17 protein-coding genes are annotated in these 15354 nt (G+C 67.6%); 12 read left to right on the top strand and 5 right to left on the bottom strand.

Annotated features, from left to right (window positions below; genetic code table 11):
* The first annotated feature begins 28 nt into the window (after positions 1 to 28).
* From rplB to AB0L60_RS01645, 8 genes are all read left to right on the top strand, one after another.
* Positions 29 to 859: a 50S ribosomal protein L2 gene (rplB, locus tag AB0L60_RS01680; protein ID WP_354830583.1), complete on the top strand. Its 831-nt coding sequence runs from the start codon at positions 29 to 31 to the stop codon at positions 857 to 859.
* Positions 860 to 873: 14 nt separating this feature from the next.
* Entirely contained in the window at positions 874 to 1155 is a 282-nt protein-coding gene (gene rpsS, locus AB0L60_RS01675) for a 30S ribosomal protein S19 (RefSeq protein ID WP_019931198.1), read from the top strand.
* Positions 1152 to 1553, top strand: a complete 402-nt coding sequence (rplV, locus tag AB0L60_RS01670; RefSeq protein WP_040855202.1) for a 50S ribosomal protein L22 — start codon at positions 1152 to 1154, stop codon at positions 1551 to 1553. The genes rpsS and rplV overlap by 4 nt, the downstream gene beginning before the upstream one ends.
* Positions 1554 to 2360: a 30S ribosomal protein S3 gene (gene rpsC, locus AB0L60_RS01665; RefSeq protein ID WP_354830580.1), complete on the top strand. Its 807-nt coding sequence runs from the start codon at positions 1554 to 1556 to the stop codon at positions 2358 to 2360.
* Between the two features lie 3 nt (positions 2361 to 2363).
* Complete coding sequence (rplP, locus tag AB0L60_RS01660; RefSeq protein WP_040804212.1) at positions 2364 to 2780, top strand: 50S ribosomal protein L16; 417 nt, start codon at positions 2364 to 2366, stop codon at positions 2778 to 2780.
* Positions 2780 to 3019: a 50S ribosomal protein L29 gene (rpmC, locus tag AB0L60_RS01655; RefSeq protein WP_040855205.1), complete on the top strand. Its 240-nt coding sequence runs from the start codon at positions 2780 to 2782 to the stop codon at positions 3017 to 3019. Before rplP ends, rpmC begins: the two co-directional genes overlap by 1 nt.
* A complete protein-coding gene (rpsQ, locus tag AB0L60_RS01650) occupies positions 3016 to 3312 on the top strand; it encodes a 30S ribosomal protein S17 (protein ID WP_364605676.1) in 297 nt (98 codons plus the stop codon). The genes rpmC and rpsQ overlap by 4 nt, the downstream gene beginning before the upstream one ends.
* A 265-nt stretch (positions 3313 to 3577) precedes the next feature.
* The gene (locus tag AB0L60_RS01645) at positions 3578 to 4168 is read left to right on the top strand and encodes a hypothetical protein (RefSeq protein WP_354830576.1); all 591 of its coding nucleotides are present in this window, start codon (positions 3578 to 3580) and stop codon (positions 4166 to 4168) included.
* Between the two features lie 66 nt (positions 4169 to 4234).
* On the opposite strand, the gene AB0L60_RS01640 is transcribed toward AB0L60_RS01645, so the two are convergent.
* From AB0L60_RS01640 to AB0L60_RS01625, 4 genes are all read right to left on the bottom strand, one after another.
* Complete coding sequence (locus AB0L60_RS01640; RefSeq protein WP_364605673.1) at positions 4235 to 4630, bottom strand: VOC family protein; 396 nt, start codon at positions 4628 to 4630, stop codon at positions 4235 to 4237.
* Positions 4631 to 4732: 102 nt separating this feature from the next.
* On the bottom strand, positions 4733 to 6991 hold the full coding sequence (locus AB0L60_RS01635) for a caspase family protein (protein ID WP_364605671.1): 2259 nt from the start codon (positions 6989 to 6991) through the stop codon (positions 4733 to 4735).
* A 5-nt stretch (positions 6992 to 6996) separates the two neighbouring features.
* Positions 6997 to 7413, bottom strand: a complete 417-nt coding sequence (locus AB0L60_RS01630) for a hypothetical protein (RefSeq protein WP_364605669.1) — start codon at positions 7411 to 7413, stop codon at positions 6997 to 6999.
* 311 nt (positions 7414 to 7724) lie between these two features.
* Complete coding sequence (locus AB0L60_RS01625) at positions 7725 to 8183, bottom strand: MarR family transcriptional regulator (protein WP_364605667.1); 459 nt, start codon at positions 8181 to 8183, stop codon at positions 7725 to 7727.
* A gap of 140 nt (positions 8184 to 8323) precedes the next feature.
* Between AB0L60_RS01625 and AB0L60_RS01620 the strand changes: the two genes are divergently transcribed.
* Together AB0L60_RS01620 and AB0L60_RS01615 are read left to right on the top strand one after the other, a co-directional pair.
* Complete coding sequence (locus AB0L60_RS01620) at positions 8324 to 9523, top strand: MFS transporter (RefSeq protein WP_364605664.1); 1200 nt, start codon at positions 8324 to 8326, stop codon at positions 9521 to 9523.
* A 79-nt stretch (positions 9524 to 9602) separates the two neighbouring features.
* The gene (locus AB0L60_RS01615) at positions 9603 to 12977 is read left to right on the top strand and encodes a 3-carboxy-cis,cis-muconate cycloisomerase family FAD/NAD(P)-binding protein (protein WP_364605659.1); all 3375 of its coding nucleotides are present in this window, start codon (positions 9603 to 9605) and stop codon (positions 12975 to 12977) included.
* Positions 12978 to 13036: 59 nt separating this feature from the next.
* Here the strand turns inward: AB0L60_RS01615 and AB0L60_RS01610 are convergent, their stop codons facing one another.
* Complete coding sequence (locus tag AB0L60_RS01610; RefSeq protein ID WP_354830563.1) at positions 13037 to 13456, bottom strand: DUF5997 family protein; 420 nt, start codon at positions 13454 to 13456, stop codon at positions 13037 to 13039.
* Positions 13457 to 13516: 60 nt separating this feature from the next.
* Here AB0L60_RS01610 and AB0L60_RS01605 point away from each other — a divergent pair, with 60 nt between their 5' ends.
* Both AB0L60_RS01605 and AB0L60_RS01600 read left to right on the top strand, forming a co-directional pair.
* Positions 13517 to 14503: a LysR family transcriptional regulator gene (locus AB0L60_RS01605; RefSeq protein WP_364605656.1), complete on the top strand. Its 987-nt coding sequence runs from the start codon at positions 13517 to 13519 to the stop codon at positions 14501 to 14503.
* Positions 14504 to 14760: 257 nt separating this feature from the next.
* The gene (locus AB0L60_RS01600; protein WP_364605654.1) at positions 14761 to 15324 is read left to right on the top strand and encodes an EXLDI protein; all 564 of its coding nucleotides are present in this window, start codon (positions 14761 to 14763) and stop codon (positions 15322 to 15324) included.
* Positions 15325 to 15354: the final 30 nt, after the last annotated feature.

Below are 15354 nucleotides of genomic sequence, written 5' to 3'. Positions count from 1 at the left end.
TGGAGCTCCAGAAAGCAGAGAAGAACTCATGGCAATCCGTAAGTACAAGCCGACAACCCCGGGTCGCCGCGGTGCCTCGGTCTCGGACTTCGCCGAGATCACCCGCTCGACCCCCGAGAAGTCGCTGCTGCGTCCGCTCACCAAGACCGGTGGCCGTAACGCGCAGGGCCGCATCACCACTCGTCACAAGGGTGGCGGCCACAAGCGCGCCTACCGTCTGATCGACTTCCGTCGACTGGACAAGGACGGCATCCCGGCCAAGGTCGCGCACATCGAGTACGACCCCAACCGCACCGCCAACATCGCGCTGCTGCACTTCGCCGACGGCGAGAAGCGCTACATCATCGCGCCCAAGGGCATCGCCCAGGGTACGAAGATCGAGTCGGGTGCCGGCGCGGACATCAAGCCGGGCAACAACCTGCCGCTGCGCTCCATCCCGACCGGTACCACCGTCCACGCGGTGGAGCTGCGTCCGGGCGGCGGCGCCAAGCTGGCTCGTGCCGCGGGCATGTCCATCCAGCTGCTGGGTAAGGAAGGCGCCTACGCCGTCCTGCGTATGCCCTCCGGTGAGATCCGTCGCGTCGACGTGCGCTGCCGCGCCACCATCGGCGAGGTCGGCAACGCCGAGCAGTCGAACATCAACTGGGGTAAGGCCGGCCGTATGCGGTGGAAGGGCGTTCGCCCGACCGTCCGTGGTGTGGTCATGAACCCGGTCGACCACCCGCACGGTGGTGGTGAGGGCAAGACCTCCGGTGGTCGCCACCCGGTCTCTCCGTGGGGCAAGCCCGAGGGCCGCACCCGTAAGCCCAACCGTCCCAGCGACAAGCTCATCGTCCGCCGCCGCGGCAAGAAGCGTTAAGGAGGAGGTTAGACATGCCACGCAGCCTGAAGAAGGGCCCGTTCGTCGACGAACACCTCCTCAAGAAGGTGGACGTCCAGAACGAGAAGGGCACGAAGCAGGTCATCAAGACCTGGTCGCGTCGTTCCACCATCATCCCGGATTTCATCGGCCACACGTTCTCGGTCCACGACGGCCGCAAGCACGTGCCGGTGTTCGTGTCCGAGAACATGGTTGGACACAAGCTCGGTGAATTCGCGCCGACTCGCACGTTCAAGAGCCACGTCAAGGAAGATCGGAAGAGCAAGCGGCGATGAGCACTGAAACTCAGAACCCGACCGCGCGCGCGACCGCCAAGCACGTTCGCGTGACGCCGATGAAGGCCCGCCGAGTCGTGGACCTGGTCCGTGGCCGCCGTGTCGAGGATGCGCTGAACATCCTGAAGTTCGCGCCGCAGGCGGCGAGCGAGCCGGTCGCCAAGGTGGTGGCCTCGGCCGCCGCCAACGCGGAGAACAACCTCGGCCTGAACCCGGCCACGCTGGTCATCTCGACCGCGTACGTCGACGAGGGCGCGACCATGAAGCGTTTCCAGCCGCGTGCCCAGGGCCGCGCGTTCCGGATCCGCAAGCGCACCAGCCACATCACCATCGAGGTCGAGAGCGTGCCCACCGCCGGCGCTGCCACTCGTAGCCGCCGGAAGGGAGGGGCAAAGTAAATGGGACAGAAGATCAATCCCCATGGCTTCCGCCTCGGTATCACCACCGACTGGAAGTCGCGTTGGTACGCGGACAAGCAGTACGCGGACTACGTGAAGGAAGACGTCGCGATCCGCAAGCTCCTCGCCACCGGCATGGAGCGGGCCGGCATCTCGAAGGTCGAGATCGAGCGCACCCGTGACCGCGTGCGTGTGGACATCCACACCGCGCGTCCGGGCATCGTGATCGGCCGTCGTGGCGCCGAGGCCGACCGCATTCGCGCCGAGCTGGAGAAGCTCACCAAGAAGCAGGTTCAGCTGAACATCCTCGAGGTCAAGAACCCCGAGTCGGATGCGCAGCTGGTTGCTCAGGGTGTGGCCGAGCAGCTCTCGAACCGTGTGGCGTTCCGTCGCGCGATGCGCAAGGCCATCCAGTCGGCCATGCGTTCGCCGAACGTCAAGGGCATCCGTGTGCAGTGCTCCGGCCGTCTCGGCGGCGCGGAAATGTCGCGCTCGGAGTTCTACCGTGAGGGTCGGGTGCCGCTGCACACGCTGCGCGCCGACATCGACTACGGCCTGTACGAGGCGAAGACCACCTTCGGGCGCATCGGCGTGAAGGTCTGGATCTACAAGGGCGACATCGTCGGCGGCAAGCGTGAGGTCACCGCGGTGGCCCCGTCCGGCCGCGAGCGTGACGACCGCCCGCGTCGCGAGCGTCCGAGCCGTCCCCGTCGCAGCGGTGCCCAGGGCACCACCGCGACCAGCACTGAGGCCGGGCGTGCCGCGACTGCTGTCGCGGAGGCTCCGGCAGAGAACCAGGAGGGCTGACCTATGTTGATGCCCCGCAAGGTCAAGCACCGTAAGCAGCACCACCCGAAGCGCTCCGGTATGGCCAAGGGCGGCACCGCGGTTTCGTTCGGCGAGTTCGGCATCCAGGCTCTGGAGCCCGCCTACGTGACCAACCGTCAGATCGAGTCCGCTCGTATCGCGATGACCCGCCACATCAAGCGTGGCGGCAAGGTCTGGATCAACATCTACCCGGACCGCCCGCTCACCAAGAAGCCGGCCGAAACCCGAATGGGTTCCGGTAAGGGTTCGCCGGAGTGGTGGATCGCGAACGTGAAGCCCGGTCGGGTCATGTTCGAGCTTTCTTACCCGAACGAGGAGACCGCTCGTGAGGCCCTGCGCCGCGCGATGCACAAGCTCCCGATGAAGTGCAGGATCGTGACCCGAGAGGAGCAGTTCTGATGGCTACTGCCAATCCGGCCGCAGAGCTCCGCGAGCTCGACAATGACGCGCTCGTCGCGAAACTGCGCGAATCCAAGGAAGAGCTGTTCAACCTGCGCTTCCAGATGGCGACCGGCCAGTTGCAGAACAACCGGCGCCTGCGTGTGGTCCGCCACGAGATCGCGCGTATCTACACGGTCATGCGTGAGCGCGAGCTCGGCCTGGCCTCCGGTCCTGAAGGCAAGGGAGACGCGGCATGAGTGACGCCAAGGGCCCGGCCAAGACGCCGGCCAAGCAGGAGGAGCGGGGCCAGCGCAAGGTGCGCATCGGCTACGTCGTCTCCGACAAGATGAACAAGACCATCGTGGTCGAGCTGGAAGATCGCGTGAAGCACCCGCTTTACGGCAAGATCATCCGCACCACCTCGAAGGTGAAGGCCCACGACGAGAACGAGATCGCCGGTGTCGGCGACCGCGTGCAGCTGATGGAGACCCGTCCGCTGTCCGCCACCAAGCGGTGGCGTCTGGTCGAGGTCCTGGAGAAGGCCAAGTAAGCCTGCTCCATGACTTTGAACAAGTCATAGAACATTGGCCCGCTTCCCGAAAGGGAAGCGGGCCAATGTGTTTTTACGGGTATGGGCGGACTCCGCTGCCCTTTGGGGCCACGTGGTTCGAGCAATACGTCGCATATGTGTGGTTGTTTTTCTGTGGGTCGATAGGTTCTATGCGTGCCCCCGCTCGAGTGTGATCAAACCGAAACCCGGTATATCCGAAGGGAATTGGCGTGTCGCCCCGGTGAGGCGCTAGTTTTGTCTGGCTATGAGGGATGCTGCAACAACTTCCGGGGCTTGGCGGATCGACGACCGGACCGCGGTGACATTCCGCGATGCGGCGGTGGGCTGGGCTCTGGCCGCCCACGAGGTGCTGGCCGAATGCGCCTCCGGCTACGGCCATTTCGTGACCATCAATGAGCTGGCCGAGCGGGTGCAGGAGATGTCGGGCATCCGTACCGACGCCCCCACCCGCACCTGGATGGACGCCATCCTGCGCAAGGTCGCCCGCCGCTGCCACAATGCCGGCGAGCCGCCGCTGACGGCATTGTGCGTCAAGCAGAACCACAAGGTCAGCGACAGCTACAAGTACGTGCTGGAGCTGGCCCACCTGCCCGTCCCGGCCGACCTCGAGGTGCATGCCGCCTACGCCCGCTGGCAGTGCTACGCGGCCTACGGCGCGGACATCCCCTCCGACGGCGGCATCCCGCCCCTGATTCCGCGCAATGGCGGCGCGCCCCGCCGGGTCACGCCCGCCGGCCCGGTCTCCACCCCGAAGCCGGAACCCGAGGCCCGCAAGGCGGTCTGCAACTCCTGCTTCACCGAACTCCCCGCCAACGGCGTCTGCTACTACTGCTGACGCGCGGTCGAGCCGGAACTCGAAGGCCCGCTTCCCCCGGAGCGGGTCTTCGCGTCTCCAGAGCCCTCACGCGTCCTTGTGGCAGACCGCCTCCAGCATGATCCCGTCGAAGCCGGTCCAGAAGGTCGCGTAATAGGGCGGCGGGTACTGTGGGAATTCCTGTGGCGCATGCAGGATTTCGTTCCCGCGGTCCACTGCCCACGTGTGTACCCGCCGGACCGCGTCCCGGGTGGGCACCATGAACGCGAGATGCTGCAGTCCCGGCAGCGCGCGTGAGTACCCGGCCGTTTCCGCCGGGTAGAAGAACAGGTAGGTCCCGATCTTCCGCCCCGCGGGCCAGTACGCGAACTGCGTCTCGTCCGCCAGCAGCGGCTCGTAGTCCAGCAGCGGCATCAGCTCGTCGTAGTACTGCCGTGCGCCGGCCAGATCGCTGACATTGATCCCGAGATGTCCAAGAGGCATCCCCCGAACCTACGTCCGGAACTCGTTGCGGGCGTCCGGAATTGGTCGCACTTCCGCCACTTCGGATACCGAGTCGTGTGAGTCCCGAGTGTCGTCGCGGTACTAGCCGGCCTCTTTCTGGAACCAGGCGAGCAGGTCTGGCTCGGTGGTGATTGCGGTCGGGGGTGCTCCCGCTGCCTTGGCGCAGTACACGCCCACGACGGGGTGGCCGTCGAGGGCCGCGAGCAGACAGGGCTGGTGGTCGTCGGGGTGGATCGGATCGCCGGGGAACGGATAACAGGTAAACCGGCCGATCGGTTGATTGTTTCGGGTCCAGATGCTGTCCTGTCCCGGCCGACCGTCACAGGCGTGCCCCGAGTGCACGTTGATAATGGTTTGGTAGATCATTTTCGCTGTGTCGGTGGTGGGATAGCTCAAGAACCCTGCTGTGGGGTAGTTCACCGGTGTGTCACAGTCGATTTCCGCATTCGCGGGTTGTGATGGGTCTGCGTGTCGGCAGTTCGTGGGGGTGAAGTCTTGTCCGAGAAGCGACAGGAGGTTTCTGTCGGCGGCGGTGAATACGTCCGGGTCGTTCGCCACGTCCGGCGCCAGGAACTGTCGGTAGCCCCGTGCCGCGTCGTAGTTGCGTAGTTGTTCAGCGAGAGGTGACGTCCAGTCGGTGGGCAGGTAGGCGAAACTGGCGATCGCGAGGTCGGGTTCGTCGGTCACGGTCAGCACTGACGCGGCCGGGCTGACCGAAGCATCGAGGCCGCAGGTCTTGCGCCCCACCAGTTTGTGCAGATTGTCGAAGACGGGTGCGTCTGGTCCTGGCGGGTCGCCCGGGCAGTTGCCGGTGTGCAATGTCCGACCGATGGTTTGGAAGAAGTCGGTGAGTTTGTCGACGCTGGAGAATCGGTAGAACTGCGAAAAGGGCGCGCCCGCTGCCTTGGTGGTTTCACAGACAATGTGGGCGATCTGGCCCGGGTCGGGGTCGGAGTGGTAGCAGTTGCTGCGGTGACTGCCGTTCGAGTTGATCAGCTCGAGCAAGTCGATGTCGGCCCCTCGAAGTGCTGTTTCGCCGGCGATGGGGTGCCCGGCTACGCCGGTACGGGCGAGGTGCCAGCCCCCCACCGCGACTACGCAAGCGATCGTCACAGCGGCGGCTGTCACTGGTATGGCCCATTTCCGGGATATGGCCCATTTCCGGTCTCGGAGTCTGCGTCGGAAACTCTTGTCGCGGTGTTCGATTGTCCGGTGTTCCGGTGAGAGAGGCGGCTCGGGTTCACTGAACACCCGGGCGATGGTCGGCGTGTCTTCGTGTTGCGCGGCGTCGGTGTCGCGCACCGGCGACATTGTCGGGACGTTCTCGCCGACCGGGTGGTGATCGGGCTTCATGGCTGTGTCGGTGCCGTCACCGGCCGGCGGCGTTGCCGTGCCGGTGGGGTTGGCGTCGAGCCAGTGGGCGGCCGCGGCGGCGATGGCGCGGCTGTCGTCGTCCAGGAGTCGGGTGATGGCGTCGCGGACGCGGGACCGGACAATGGCGCCGCCGGTGCGGTGCAGCTGGTCCAGGTCATCGAGCGCGTTGCGCCGATCGCGGACGGCCGGGCTCTCGAGTGCGGTTCGAATATGTTGCGGTACTTGCCAATTGCGGTTGCGGGCCAGGAGGGTGCGGCCTTCGATATTGTCTTGTTTCTTGGGTCGCTGGCGGGGGCGTTCGGCGACGACATGGTCGTGTACGTAGCTGTAGAGCTCATCGACGGTGATGTCGCCGTCCTGGTCGAGGTCGGCGCCGCCGTCGCGCAGACCGGCGACGAGGTGCCGGGTGAACACCGACTGCGTCGCCTGCCCGTGCGGAGTGTTGCCTTCGAAGGCGAACTGGGTGGCGTCGGAGGCGGTGAGCACGGTCCGGCCACGGCCGCTGAAGGTCTCCAGGGCATGGACCTGGTCGTCGGCCTTGGCGATGGTGCCGACCGGGAAGGCGCCGCTGTAGCAGCAGTCCAGGATCAGCACCTGACGGTTGGAATCGCATCCGGTCATGGCGTAGTCGATCTGATCGGCCGGGACCGAGGTGAACAGCGGGTTGAGCGGGCGGGTGTCGGTCATCGCGAGGTAGAGCTTGCCGGCGTCGTCCTTGAGTCCGTGCCCGCTGAAGTACAGCAGTGTCAGATCATCGCGCCGCCGGTCCGAGAAGAAGTCGCCGATCGCCGCACCGACCACGTGGTGCGGCTGGTTGATCAGGGTGGTGACCTCGAATCCGCCGATCGTGGGGTCGGCCAGCACCTCGGCGAGTGCCTCGGCATCGTGCGCGGGTGCGGTCAACTGCCGCAATCCGGGATCGTGGAACGTGTAGGTCGCCACTACCAGGGCGAATCGGCCGGTCATTGCCATCACCCCGCCACGACGCCGCCGTGGCGGCGAAGATAGGCGTCGACCAGTGCGCGCTGCTGGTCGCCGCTCGCGGCCTCGAGTTCGATGCTCTCGCCGTCGATCGTGACCGTCACCCGGTGGGTGCCCGGGTGGCGGCCCAGCCAGTCTCGCACCGTCTCGATCAGGGTGGTGAACACTCCGCCGGAAGCACTCAGCGCCAGCACGATCGCGCCGATCGTGACGGGGTCGGCCACCTTCGTACCCGGTGCCGTTCCGGCGCTGTCCCGTGCCAGCGCCGCCGATTCGACGCCGTCCACCGCGGCCAGCTCCGCCCGCAGCATCCGGGTCTGCCGGTCCAAGCGCTCGTCGTCGATCTCCGTGGCGGCCATCGATACTCGAACTGTCACGCCGCGGTGGTCGTTCTGCGCGATACCCATCGGAAACCTCTTTCCCGCCTGGGCGGCCGACGCCGACCAGGATGCGAATCGACAAGACCGATTCTCATCGCTCGTATCCGGGGTCTCACGGGTACGCGACTACCCGAACCTGGCAAAACGCGCAATGCGGCTCGCGCAATGCCGTCGCCCGCAGCGGGATGGGGCCGGCCGTCGCCGCCGCGGCGCACCGAGTCCGTTGTGGCACAACAAGATCGACAAACTACGAGTCGACGCTTCGCTACGTGATGTAGGTAGCCGACTACTTGCGGACAGCTACCGCAGGGCTTCGCGACGCGGGTCGGTCCTGGGAATCAGGCTGGGGTGCGGAGGGATTCGACGGTGTGGACGAGCGGTGCCAGTTCGGGATTGCGGGAGGCCGCGGTGAGCGCCTCCCGGAGGGCGGTGGCATTGGTGGGGCGGGCCGCCTCCAGGAGCTCGTGGCCGGCGTCGGTGACCTTGGTGTAGATGCCGCGGCGGTCGTGGGGGCAGAGGTAGCGCGCGAGGAGGCCGCGGTCCTCGAGCCGGGTGACCAAGCGGGTGGTGGCGGATTGGGAGAGGACGACGGCGTCGGCCACCTGTTTCATCTGGAGCATGCCGCCGTCGCCGTCGTGCTGGCGGGAGAGGACGTCGAGCAGGGAGTACTCGCGGACGCTGAGGTCGTGAGCCGACTGGAGGGCGCGTTCGATGTGGGCCTCGATGGTGCCGTGCAGCAGGGAGAGGGCGCACCAGCCCTGGGCCAGGGCGGTCATGGCGGGATCGGTGGCTGTCATCGCGTTTCCTCGGGTCGGAGGGATTCCCACCAGGATAGACCAACTCTGCAATAGCCAGCGCTTGCAAATAATCAGCGTGTGCAACTATTGTTGGCGCACGTAAAGCGCTCTTGCAACTCTTTTGCTCGGAGGTTTTATCCATGCCACTCGCGCTGCTAGCCCTCGCCATCGGGGCCTTCGGGATCGGCACCACGGAATTCGTGATCATGGGCCTGCTGCCCGAGGTCGCCGGGGACTTCGGCGTCTCCATCCCGACCGCCGGCTGGCTGGTCACCGGCTACGCGCTGGGCGTCATGCTCGGTGCGCCGGTGATGACCGCGCTCGGCACCAAGATCTCCCGCAAGCGCATGCTCATGCTGCTGATGGGATTGTTCATCGCCGGAAATCTGTTGTCCGCCATCGCCCCGGTCTTCGGGGTCATGCTGCTGGGCCGGGTGGTCGCCTCGCTGGCGCACGGCGCGTTCTTCGGCATCGGCTCGGTGGTGGCCGCCGATCTGGTGGCGCCGGACAAGAAGGCCGGGGCCATCGCCCTGATGTTCACCGGCCTTACCGTCGCCAATGTGGTGGGCGTGCCGCTGGGCACCCTGGTGGGCCAGACCGTAGGCTGGCGCAGCACGTTCATGGTGGTCGCCGCGCTGGGCGTGGCCGGGCTGGTGGGCGTGGCCAAGCTGGTGCCGGAACTGCCCAGGCCGGAGGGCGTGCACCTGCGGCACGAACTGGCTGCCTTCAGGAACATTCAGGTGCTGCTGGCCATGGCCATGACGGTGCTGGGTTTCGGCGGCGTGTTCGCGGCCATCACCTATATCGCCCCGATGATGACCGAGGTGACCGGTTTCGCCGACGGGTCGGTGACCTGGCTCCTGGTGCTGTTCGGCCTCGGCATGTTCGCCGGAAACCTGGTGGGCGGCAGGTTCGCCGATCGGGCGCCGATGCTCATGCTGGTCGCGCCGCTGGCGGGGCTCGCGGTGGCGCTGGGTCTGTTCACGGTGACCGCGCACGACCGGATCGGGGCCGCCGTGACGATCTTCGTGATCGGCGTGCTCGGCTTCGCGACGGTGCCGTCGTTGCAGAAACGGGTCCTGGATCAGGCGCACGCGGCGCCGACGCTGGCCTCGGCCATGAATATCGGCGCGTTCAATCTGGGCAATGCCATCTCGGCGTGGCTGGGCGGGCTGGTGATCGCGGCCGGATTCGGTTACACGGCCCCGAACTGGGTCGGTGCCGCGCTGGCGGTTTCGGCGCTGCTGCTGGCCTGCCTGTCGGAGGCGCTGGAGCGCCGTGCCGCACAGGAGTTTTCGACATTTCAGACGAACCAGGCGTACCGTACCGTCCATTCTTGAGCGCCTGTCCGCGCCGCGCTAACCTCGCCGACGTGCCCGGATTCGGTCACGGCTAATCGAGCGCGATCGGTGAGTTTGCATGCTCGACAATGTTTTACGGATCGCCATCGTCGGAGTGGGACCGCGGGGTCTGAATGTCTTCGAACGCATTTGCGCCAACGCTCGCCAGCTAGGCATCTCGGCCGGCGTCGAACTGGTGCTCATCGATTCGACGCGGGTCGGTACCGGCGCCGTCTGGCGCACCGACCAGCCCGCGCACCTGCTCATGAACACGGTCGCCGAGCAGGTCACCATATTCACCGATGACACCGTCGAGATGGCGGGCCCGGTGGAACGCGGCCCCAGTCTCTACGAATGGTCGAACTTTCTGGCGAAGATCGGCAATTTCGCGAGCCTGCCCAGCGATGCTTACGGTGCGGCCCTGCGGATTTCCCCGGAGAGCTATCCACCACGGGCCTTCTACGGCCATTACCTGCGCTGGGCCTTCGAGCGCACCCGCGACAGATACGCCGATTGGGTGCGGGTGCGCGAAATCGTGTCAACCGTGGTGGATATGCGCGACGGCCCCGGCGGATTCCAGGAGCTGGAACTCGATACCGGTGAACGCGTGCGCGGATTGCACGCGGTGGTGCTCACCCAGGGCCACCTGGCCGAAGCGCCGCCCGGCATGTCCGGTTCGCTCGCCGACACCGCGGATCGCCTGGGCCTCACCTACATTCCGCCCGGCAATGCCGCCGATGTGGATCTCGACCGCATTCCCGAGGGCGACCCGGTCATCATCCGCGGCCTGGGCCTCACCTTCTTCGACTACCTCGCCCTGCTGACGGCGGGCCGCGGCGGCCGGTACAAGGAGTCCGAGGCCGGGCTGGAGTACGTCGCCTCGGGCCGGGAGCCGCTCATCGTCACCGGCTGCCGCCGCGGCGTCCCGCATCACGCGCGCGGCGAGCATCAGAAGGGGGTGGCCGGGCGCTACGAGCCGTTGCTGCTCAACGCCGACCGCATCGCCCGATTACGCTACCGCGCACGGAAATTCGGCGACGTTTCCTTCCGCCGCGACGTCTGGCCGCATATCGCGCGCGAGGTCGAATCGGTCTACTACACCCGCCTGATCGCGGACCGGGTGAGCCCGCACCGCCTGGCCTCCTTCCGCGACCGCTACCTGATCGCCCAGACCGCCGAGGACGCCGAGGAACTGCTGAACCGCTTCGGCGTGCCCCCGCAGGACCGCTGGGACTGGAGCACACTCGCAGATCCCACCGGCGGCCGCTGCTTCACCGATCCCGGGGATTTCCACGCCTGGCTGCTGGCCTACCTCGACGCCGATGTGCAGCAGGCGCGCCTGGGCAATGTGCGCGGCCCGATGAAGGCGGCCCTGGATGTCCTGCGCGACCTGCGCAATGAGGTCCGGCTGGTGGTCGACCACGGCGGCATCGCGGGCTCCTCCTACCGCGACGACCTGGATCGCTGGTACACACCGATGAACGCCTTCCTGTCCATCGGACCACCGGCGCACCGGATTTCGGAACTGGCGGCACTGATTCGCGCGGGTGTGGTGCGAGTCGCCGGTCCCGGCATGCGGGTCCGGGCGGACACCGGGCACGAGTGCTTCGTCGCCGATTCACCCCTGGTGGGTGATTCGGTGGCGTCGGCACGGACTCTCATCGATGCCTGGATGCCCGCACCGGACCTGCATCGCACCGCGGATCCGTTGCTGCGCAACCTGTTGCTCCGCGAGGAGGTGCGCGGCTACGTCATCGCCTCCCCGGACGGCAGCCGCTACCGCACCGGCGGCCTGGCGCTCGCGCCGGGTTCGTTCCATCCGGTGGACACGATCGGGCGAATCCACCCGCGCCGCTACGCCTTCGGAGTGCCGACCGAGGCGGTGCGCTGGGTGACGGCGGCGGGCGCGCGCCCCGGGGTCAATTCGGTGACACTGGCCGACGGCGATGCCATCGCCCGCGAGATCCTCACCGCCCACCGGTACGAGGGCCCGGCGAGCCCGCCGAATCAGCATGGGGCGCAGCGGTATTCCGAACGCCGGCACGACAGTGAAAGGCACGATGACGTGGCGCTGGAATGTGGTCTGCTGGCCCCCGTCGGGGTGGGCACGCCGGTGGAGTCCCTGTTGAGCGACGACGCCTGGATCGAGGCCATGCTGGAGGTGGAGCTGGCGCTGGCACGCGCCGAGGCCCGACTGGGCATGGTGCCCGACACCGTCACCGATCATCTGGCGGCGGCGGTGCGCGAGCACGCGTTCGACGCCCGCGAGATCGCGCAGGCCTCGCGCGGCGCCGCGAATCCGGTGGTGACCTTCGTGGAGCGCCTGCACGACGCGGTGGCGGACGTGGATCCGGTGAGCGCGAACTACGTGCACTACGGCTCCACCAGCCAGGACATTCTCGATACCGCGACCATGGTGATCGCCGCCCGGGTGCTGGCCGTGCTGATCGCGGACCTGGACGCCATCGTCGGCTCCCTGGCCGAGCTGGCCCGCCGCCACCGCACCACCCCGATCGCCGGCCGCACCCTCGCCATGCACGCGGTGCCGACGACCTTCGGCGCGAAGGTGGCGGTGTGGATGCAGGGCCTGCTCGACGCCCGCGAACGCCTGGACCGCGTGCGGGGCGCGCTGCCGGTCCAATTGGGCGGCGCGGCGGGCACTTTGGCGTCCTATATCGAATGCGCGCGCTGCGCGGATTCGGAACTGTCGCGGGCGCCCGCCGGTGAGATCATGGAGCGCCTCACCCGCGAGTTCGCCGCGGAACTCTCCCTCACCGTGAGCGCCACCCCCTGGCACACCGTGCGCACCCCGATCGCCGATCTGGCCGCGGCGCTGGCCCTGGCCTCCGGGACCCTGGGCAAGCTGGCCGTGGACGTGATCTCCCAGTCCCGCACCGAGACCGCCGAACTGCTCGAGCCCGCCGCCCCGGGCCGCGGCGAATCCTCGGCCATGCCGCAGAAGCGAAACCCGGTGCTGAGCACCATGATTCACGCGGCGGCGCTGCAGGTCCCCGCGCTGGCCTCGACGCTGTTCGGCGCGCTGCTGGCCGAGGACGAGCGTCCCGCCGGCGCCTGGCACGCCGAGTGGCAGCCGCTGCGCGAATGCCTGCTCCTGGTCGGCGGCGCCGCCCACACCGCGGTCGAACTCGCCGCGGGCCTGATGGCCGATGCCGACCGCATGACCGAGAACCTCTCGCTCACCGAGGGGCAGATCGTCGCCGAACGCCTCTCGATCCGCCTGGCCCCCTTGCTCGGCAAGCCGATCGCCAAGAAGGCCCTGCAGGCGGCCTCTTTCGAGGCCCGGACCACTACCCGGCCGCTGGCCGACATCCTCGCCGAATGCCCCGATATCGCCCTGCACCTGACCAAACCCGAACTGGCTGAACTCCTCCGCCCCGAGAACTATCTCGGCGCGGCCCCCGACCTGGTCGACCGGGTGCTGCGGCGGATCTGATCCGATTCGGCGGTGGCGGAGGGGAGTTCAACGCAGCTGGCCGGGCCGGGTGGTCGCGTTCAGTTGCCGAAGCGGTTCTTGGGCGGGCGGTTGGAGGCGGCGCGGCGGGCGGCCTCCTTCTCCTTGACGCGCTCGGCTTCCTTGCGGACCGCGACCAGATTCTCCCGTTCGCGGAGCAGCCATTCGGGCGGGTCGGCGAGCAGGGCCGCGATCTCGTCCGCGGTGAGGGCGTCGGCGACGCCGGCGCGGGCCAGACCGGAGTTGGAGATGCCCAGCTTGCGGGCCACCACATCGCGCGGGAAGGGACCGTTGGCCCGTAGCTCGAGCAGCCACTGCGGGGGATCGGTGCGCAGTTCCTCGAGCTGGGCGCGGGTGACGGGTGAGTTCCGGAACTCCGCGGGGGTTGCCGGGAGGTAGATGCCGAGTTTGTTCGCCGCGGTGAGCGGCTTCATGGTCTGGGGGTTCTTGTCCGGGCTCACCGATCAAGGGTATCGGGCGGGTGGGGTGAACCTGCTGGCCGGTGCAATACCGTGGACGCCATGAGCCGGTTGGAGTCCATCGATCTGACGCGCCTGCGCTGGTTCGTCGCGGTTGCCGAGGAATTGCATTTCGCCCGGGCGGCGCGTGGCCTCGGTATTTCGCGGCAGCGCTTGAGCGGGACGGTCATCGAGCTGGAGGAAGAGCTCGAAACCAGACTGTTCGTGCCGGGCGCGCAGCCCACCCAGCTGAGCGAGGACGGGCGGGTGCTGCTGGACGAGGCCCGCGCCCTCATCGCGGCCGCCGCGGCCGCGGAGCCGGAGCCGGCACCGGCCGCGGCGGACCGCCTGCGCGTCGGCTTCGTCCCGGGCGTGACCGTCACCAAATGGGAGCGCATCTGGCGCGAGCGGTTCCCCGAGGTCGCGCTGGAGCTGACGCCGATCCCGATGAAGGAGCAGGAGCAGGCCCTGCGCACGGACACGGTCGACATGTGTTTCGTGCGGCTGCCCGTCGAACGCGATGGGGTGAGCGCGATTCCGCTCTACCGCGAGGTCCCGGTCGTGGTCGTCCCCAAGGATCATCCGATCGCCCTGTTCGATCAGGTCGCCACGGCCGATCTGGCCGATGAGCGCATGCAGGACGCCGCCGACCTGGACGATGCCGCCATGACCATGGAGCTGGTGGCCGCGGTGAGCGGGGCGGCCATCGTGCCGCACTCGATCGCCCGCCTGCATCACCGCAAGGACCTGGTCTACCGGACCGTCACCGATGTGCCCGAGACCGAGATCGCGCTGGCCTGGCCCGCCGACCGCACCACCGAGCTGGTGGAGGAGTTCGTGGGCGTGGTGCGCGGCCGCTCCCAGCGCAGTTCCCGTTCGCCGTCCGGTCAGCAGCCGGACAAGCCGGCGCGGCAACAGAATTCGCCCAAGCGGACGGGTGCCGCCAAGGCGGGCGGGGCGCGCGGTCAGGCCGGGGGGAAGAAGCCACAGACCGCCGCGAAGTCGAAGCAGGGCGGTGCGAAGAAGCCGGGCAAGCGGCGCGGGCGCTAGCGCGGACGACCTACGAGGGCCCGCCTTCCGTTCGGGAGGCGGGCCCTTTCGTGTCCGGATGCTCGGGGAAGCATCTGGAGAAAGTTCAGGGTCGAGTCAGGGTTGCGCTATACGTATACGTCTACTTATAGTGACTGAAGACGGGGAATGACCGTCCGGAACCCTGAGAAGTGCAGCGGCACAGCGGGTATCGACCCACAGCGCCGTGCTGTACACGCATGCCCATATGCGCATTCACCGATGATTTGGAGCACCCCATGGCCCTCGATATGGACAAGTCCAACGACGTCGACCCGCAGGACGCCGCGGCGCCGGCGGCCCCGGCGGCGACCGGCGCCGATCTGGTGCCGGATCCGCTGCCCGAGGGCATGCGCGAGATCACGCTGCGCGTCGGCCCCGGCGGTGGCCGCACCCAGCGCTTCGTCGGCCGGCTGCTGGCCGAGGCCCAGCACGTGACCAAGGAGGGCAGCGAGTCCGTGCAGGTCTTCCTGAGCCGCAAGGGCAAGCTGGTCGTCCACCGGCATTATGTCGAGTGGTCGGATTTCGCCCAGGCGTCCAAGAACGCCGCGCGCGAGCGGAAGGAGGAGTTCCTCACCGCCCGAAACAGTTCCGACCAGTCGGACCTTGCGGTATTCACGAACTGGGCCAGAGGATTTAAGAACTGGCGCGAATTCCTCGGCCTGGGCGAGGATGGCTACGGCGACTTCACATTGGAGATCGTGGACTCGCTCACGGAACTGCGCGACCGCATTCCGGCGAAGGTCTATCGTATCGTCGCCGACGTGGTGGAGAACCCCTCCTCGCAGGTCCTCGACATCTGAATAACGCGGCCGAACCCGGAAAGGACTTCT

This window comes from Nocardia sp. NPDC051981 (assembly GCF_040680715.1).
Lineage (GTDB): Bacteria > Actinomycetota > Actinomycetes > Mycobacteriales > Mycobacteriaceae > Nocardia.
The sequence above is the reverse complement of the archived record's forward strand: the minus strand, read 5'-3'. Positions and strand labels throughout refer to the sequence as shown.

Coding starts and splice junctions, on each gene's coding strand:
- AB0L60_RS01645 (WP_354830576.1), top strand. CDS start 3,578: ATGAGGGATGCTGCAACAACTTCCGGGGCTTGGCGGATCGACGACCGG.
- AB0L60_RS01600 (WP_364605654.1), top strand. CDS start 14,761: ATGGCCCTCGATATGGACAAGTCCAACGACGTCGACCCGCAGGACGCC.
- AB0L60_RS01640 (WP_364605673.1), bottom strand. CDS start 4,630: ATGCCTCTTGGACATCTCGGGATCAATGTCAGCGATCTGGCCGGCGCA.
- AB0L60_RS01615 (WP_364605659.1), top strand. CDS start 9,603: ATGCTCGACAATGTTTTACGGATCGCCATCGTCGGAGTGGGACCGCGG.
- AB0L60_RS01605 (WP_364605656.1), top strand. CDS start 13,517: ATGAGCCGGTTGGAGTCCATCGATCTGACGCGCCTGCGCTGGTTCGTC.
- rplP (WP_040804212.1), top strand. CDS start 2,364: ATGTTGATGCCCCGCAAGGTCAAGCACCGTAAGCAGCACCACCCGAAG.
- rplV (WP_040855202.1), top strand. CDS start 1,152: ATGAGCACTGAAACTCAGAACCCGACCGCGCGCGCGACCGCCAAGCAC.
- rpmC (WP_040855205.1), top strand. CDS start 2,780: ATGGCTACTGCCAATCCGGCCGCAGAGCTCCGCGAGCTCGACAATGAC.
- rpsS (WP_019931198.1), top strand. CDS start 874: ATGCCACGCAGCCTGAAGAAGGGCCCGTTCGTCGACGAACACCTCCTC.
- AB0L60_RS01630 (WP_364605669.1), bottom strand. CDS start 7,413: ATGGGTATCGCGCAGAACGACCACCGCGGCGTGACAGTTCGAGTATCG.
- AB0L60_RS01635 (WP_364605671.1), bottom strand. CDS start 6,991: ATGACCGGCCGATTCGCCCTGGTAGTGGCGACCTACACGTTCCACGAT.
- AB0L60_RS01625 (WP_364605667.1), bottom strand. CDS start 8,183: ATGACAGCCACCGATCCCGCCATGACCGCCCTGGCCCAGGGCTGGTGC.
- rpsC (WP_354830580.1), top strand. CDS start 1,554: ATGGGACAGAAGATCAATCCCCATGGCTTCCGCCTCGGTATCACCACC.
- AB0L60_RS01620 (WP_364605664.1), top strand. CDS start 8,324: ATGCCACTCGCGCTGCTAGCCCTCGCCATCGGGGCCTTCGGGATCGGC.
- rplB (WP_354830583.1), top strand. CDS start 29: ATGGCAATCCGTAAGTACAAGCCGACAACCCCGGGTCGCCGCGGTGCC.
- rpsQ (WP_364605676.1), top strand. CDS start 3,016: ATGAGTGACGCCAAGGGCCCGGCCAAGACGCCGGCCAAGCAGGAGGAG.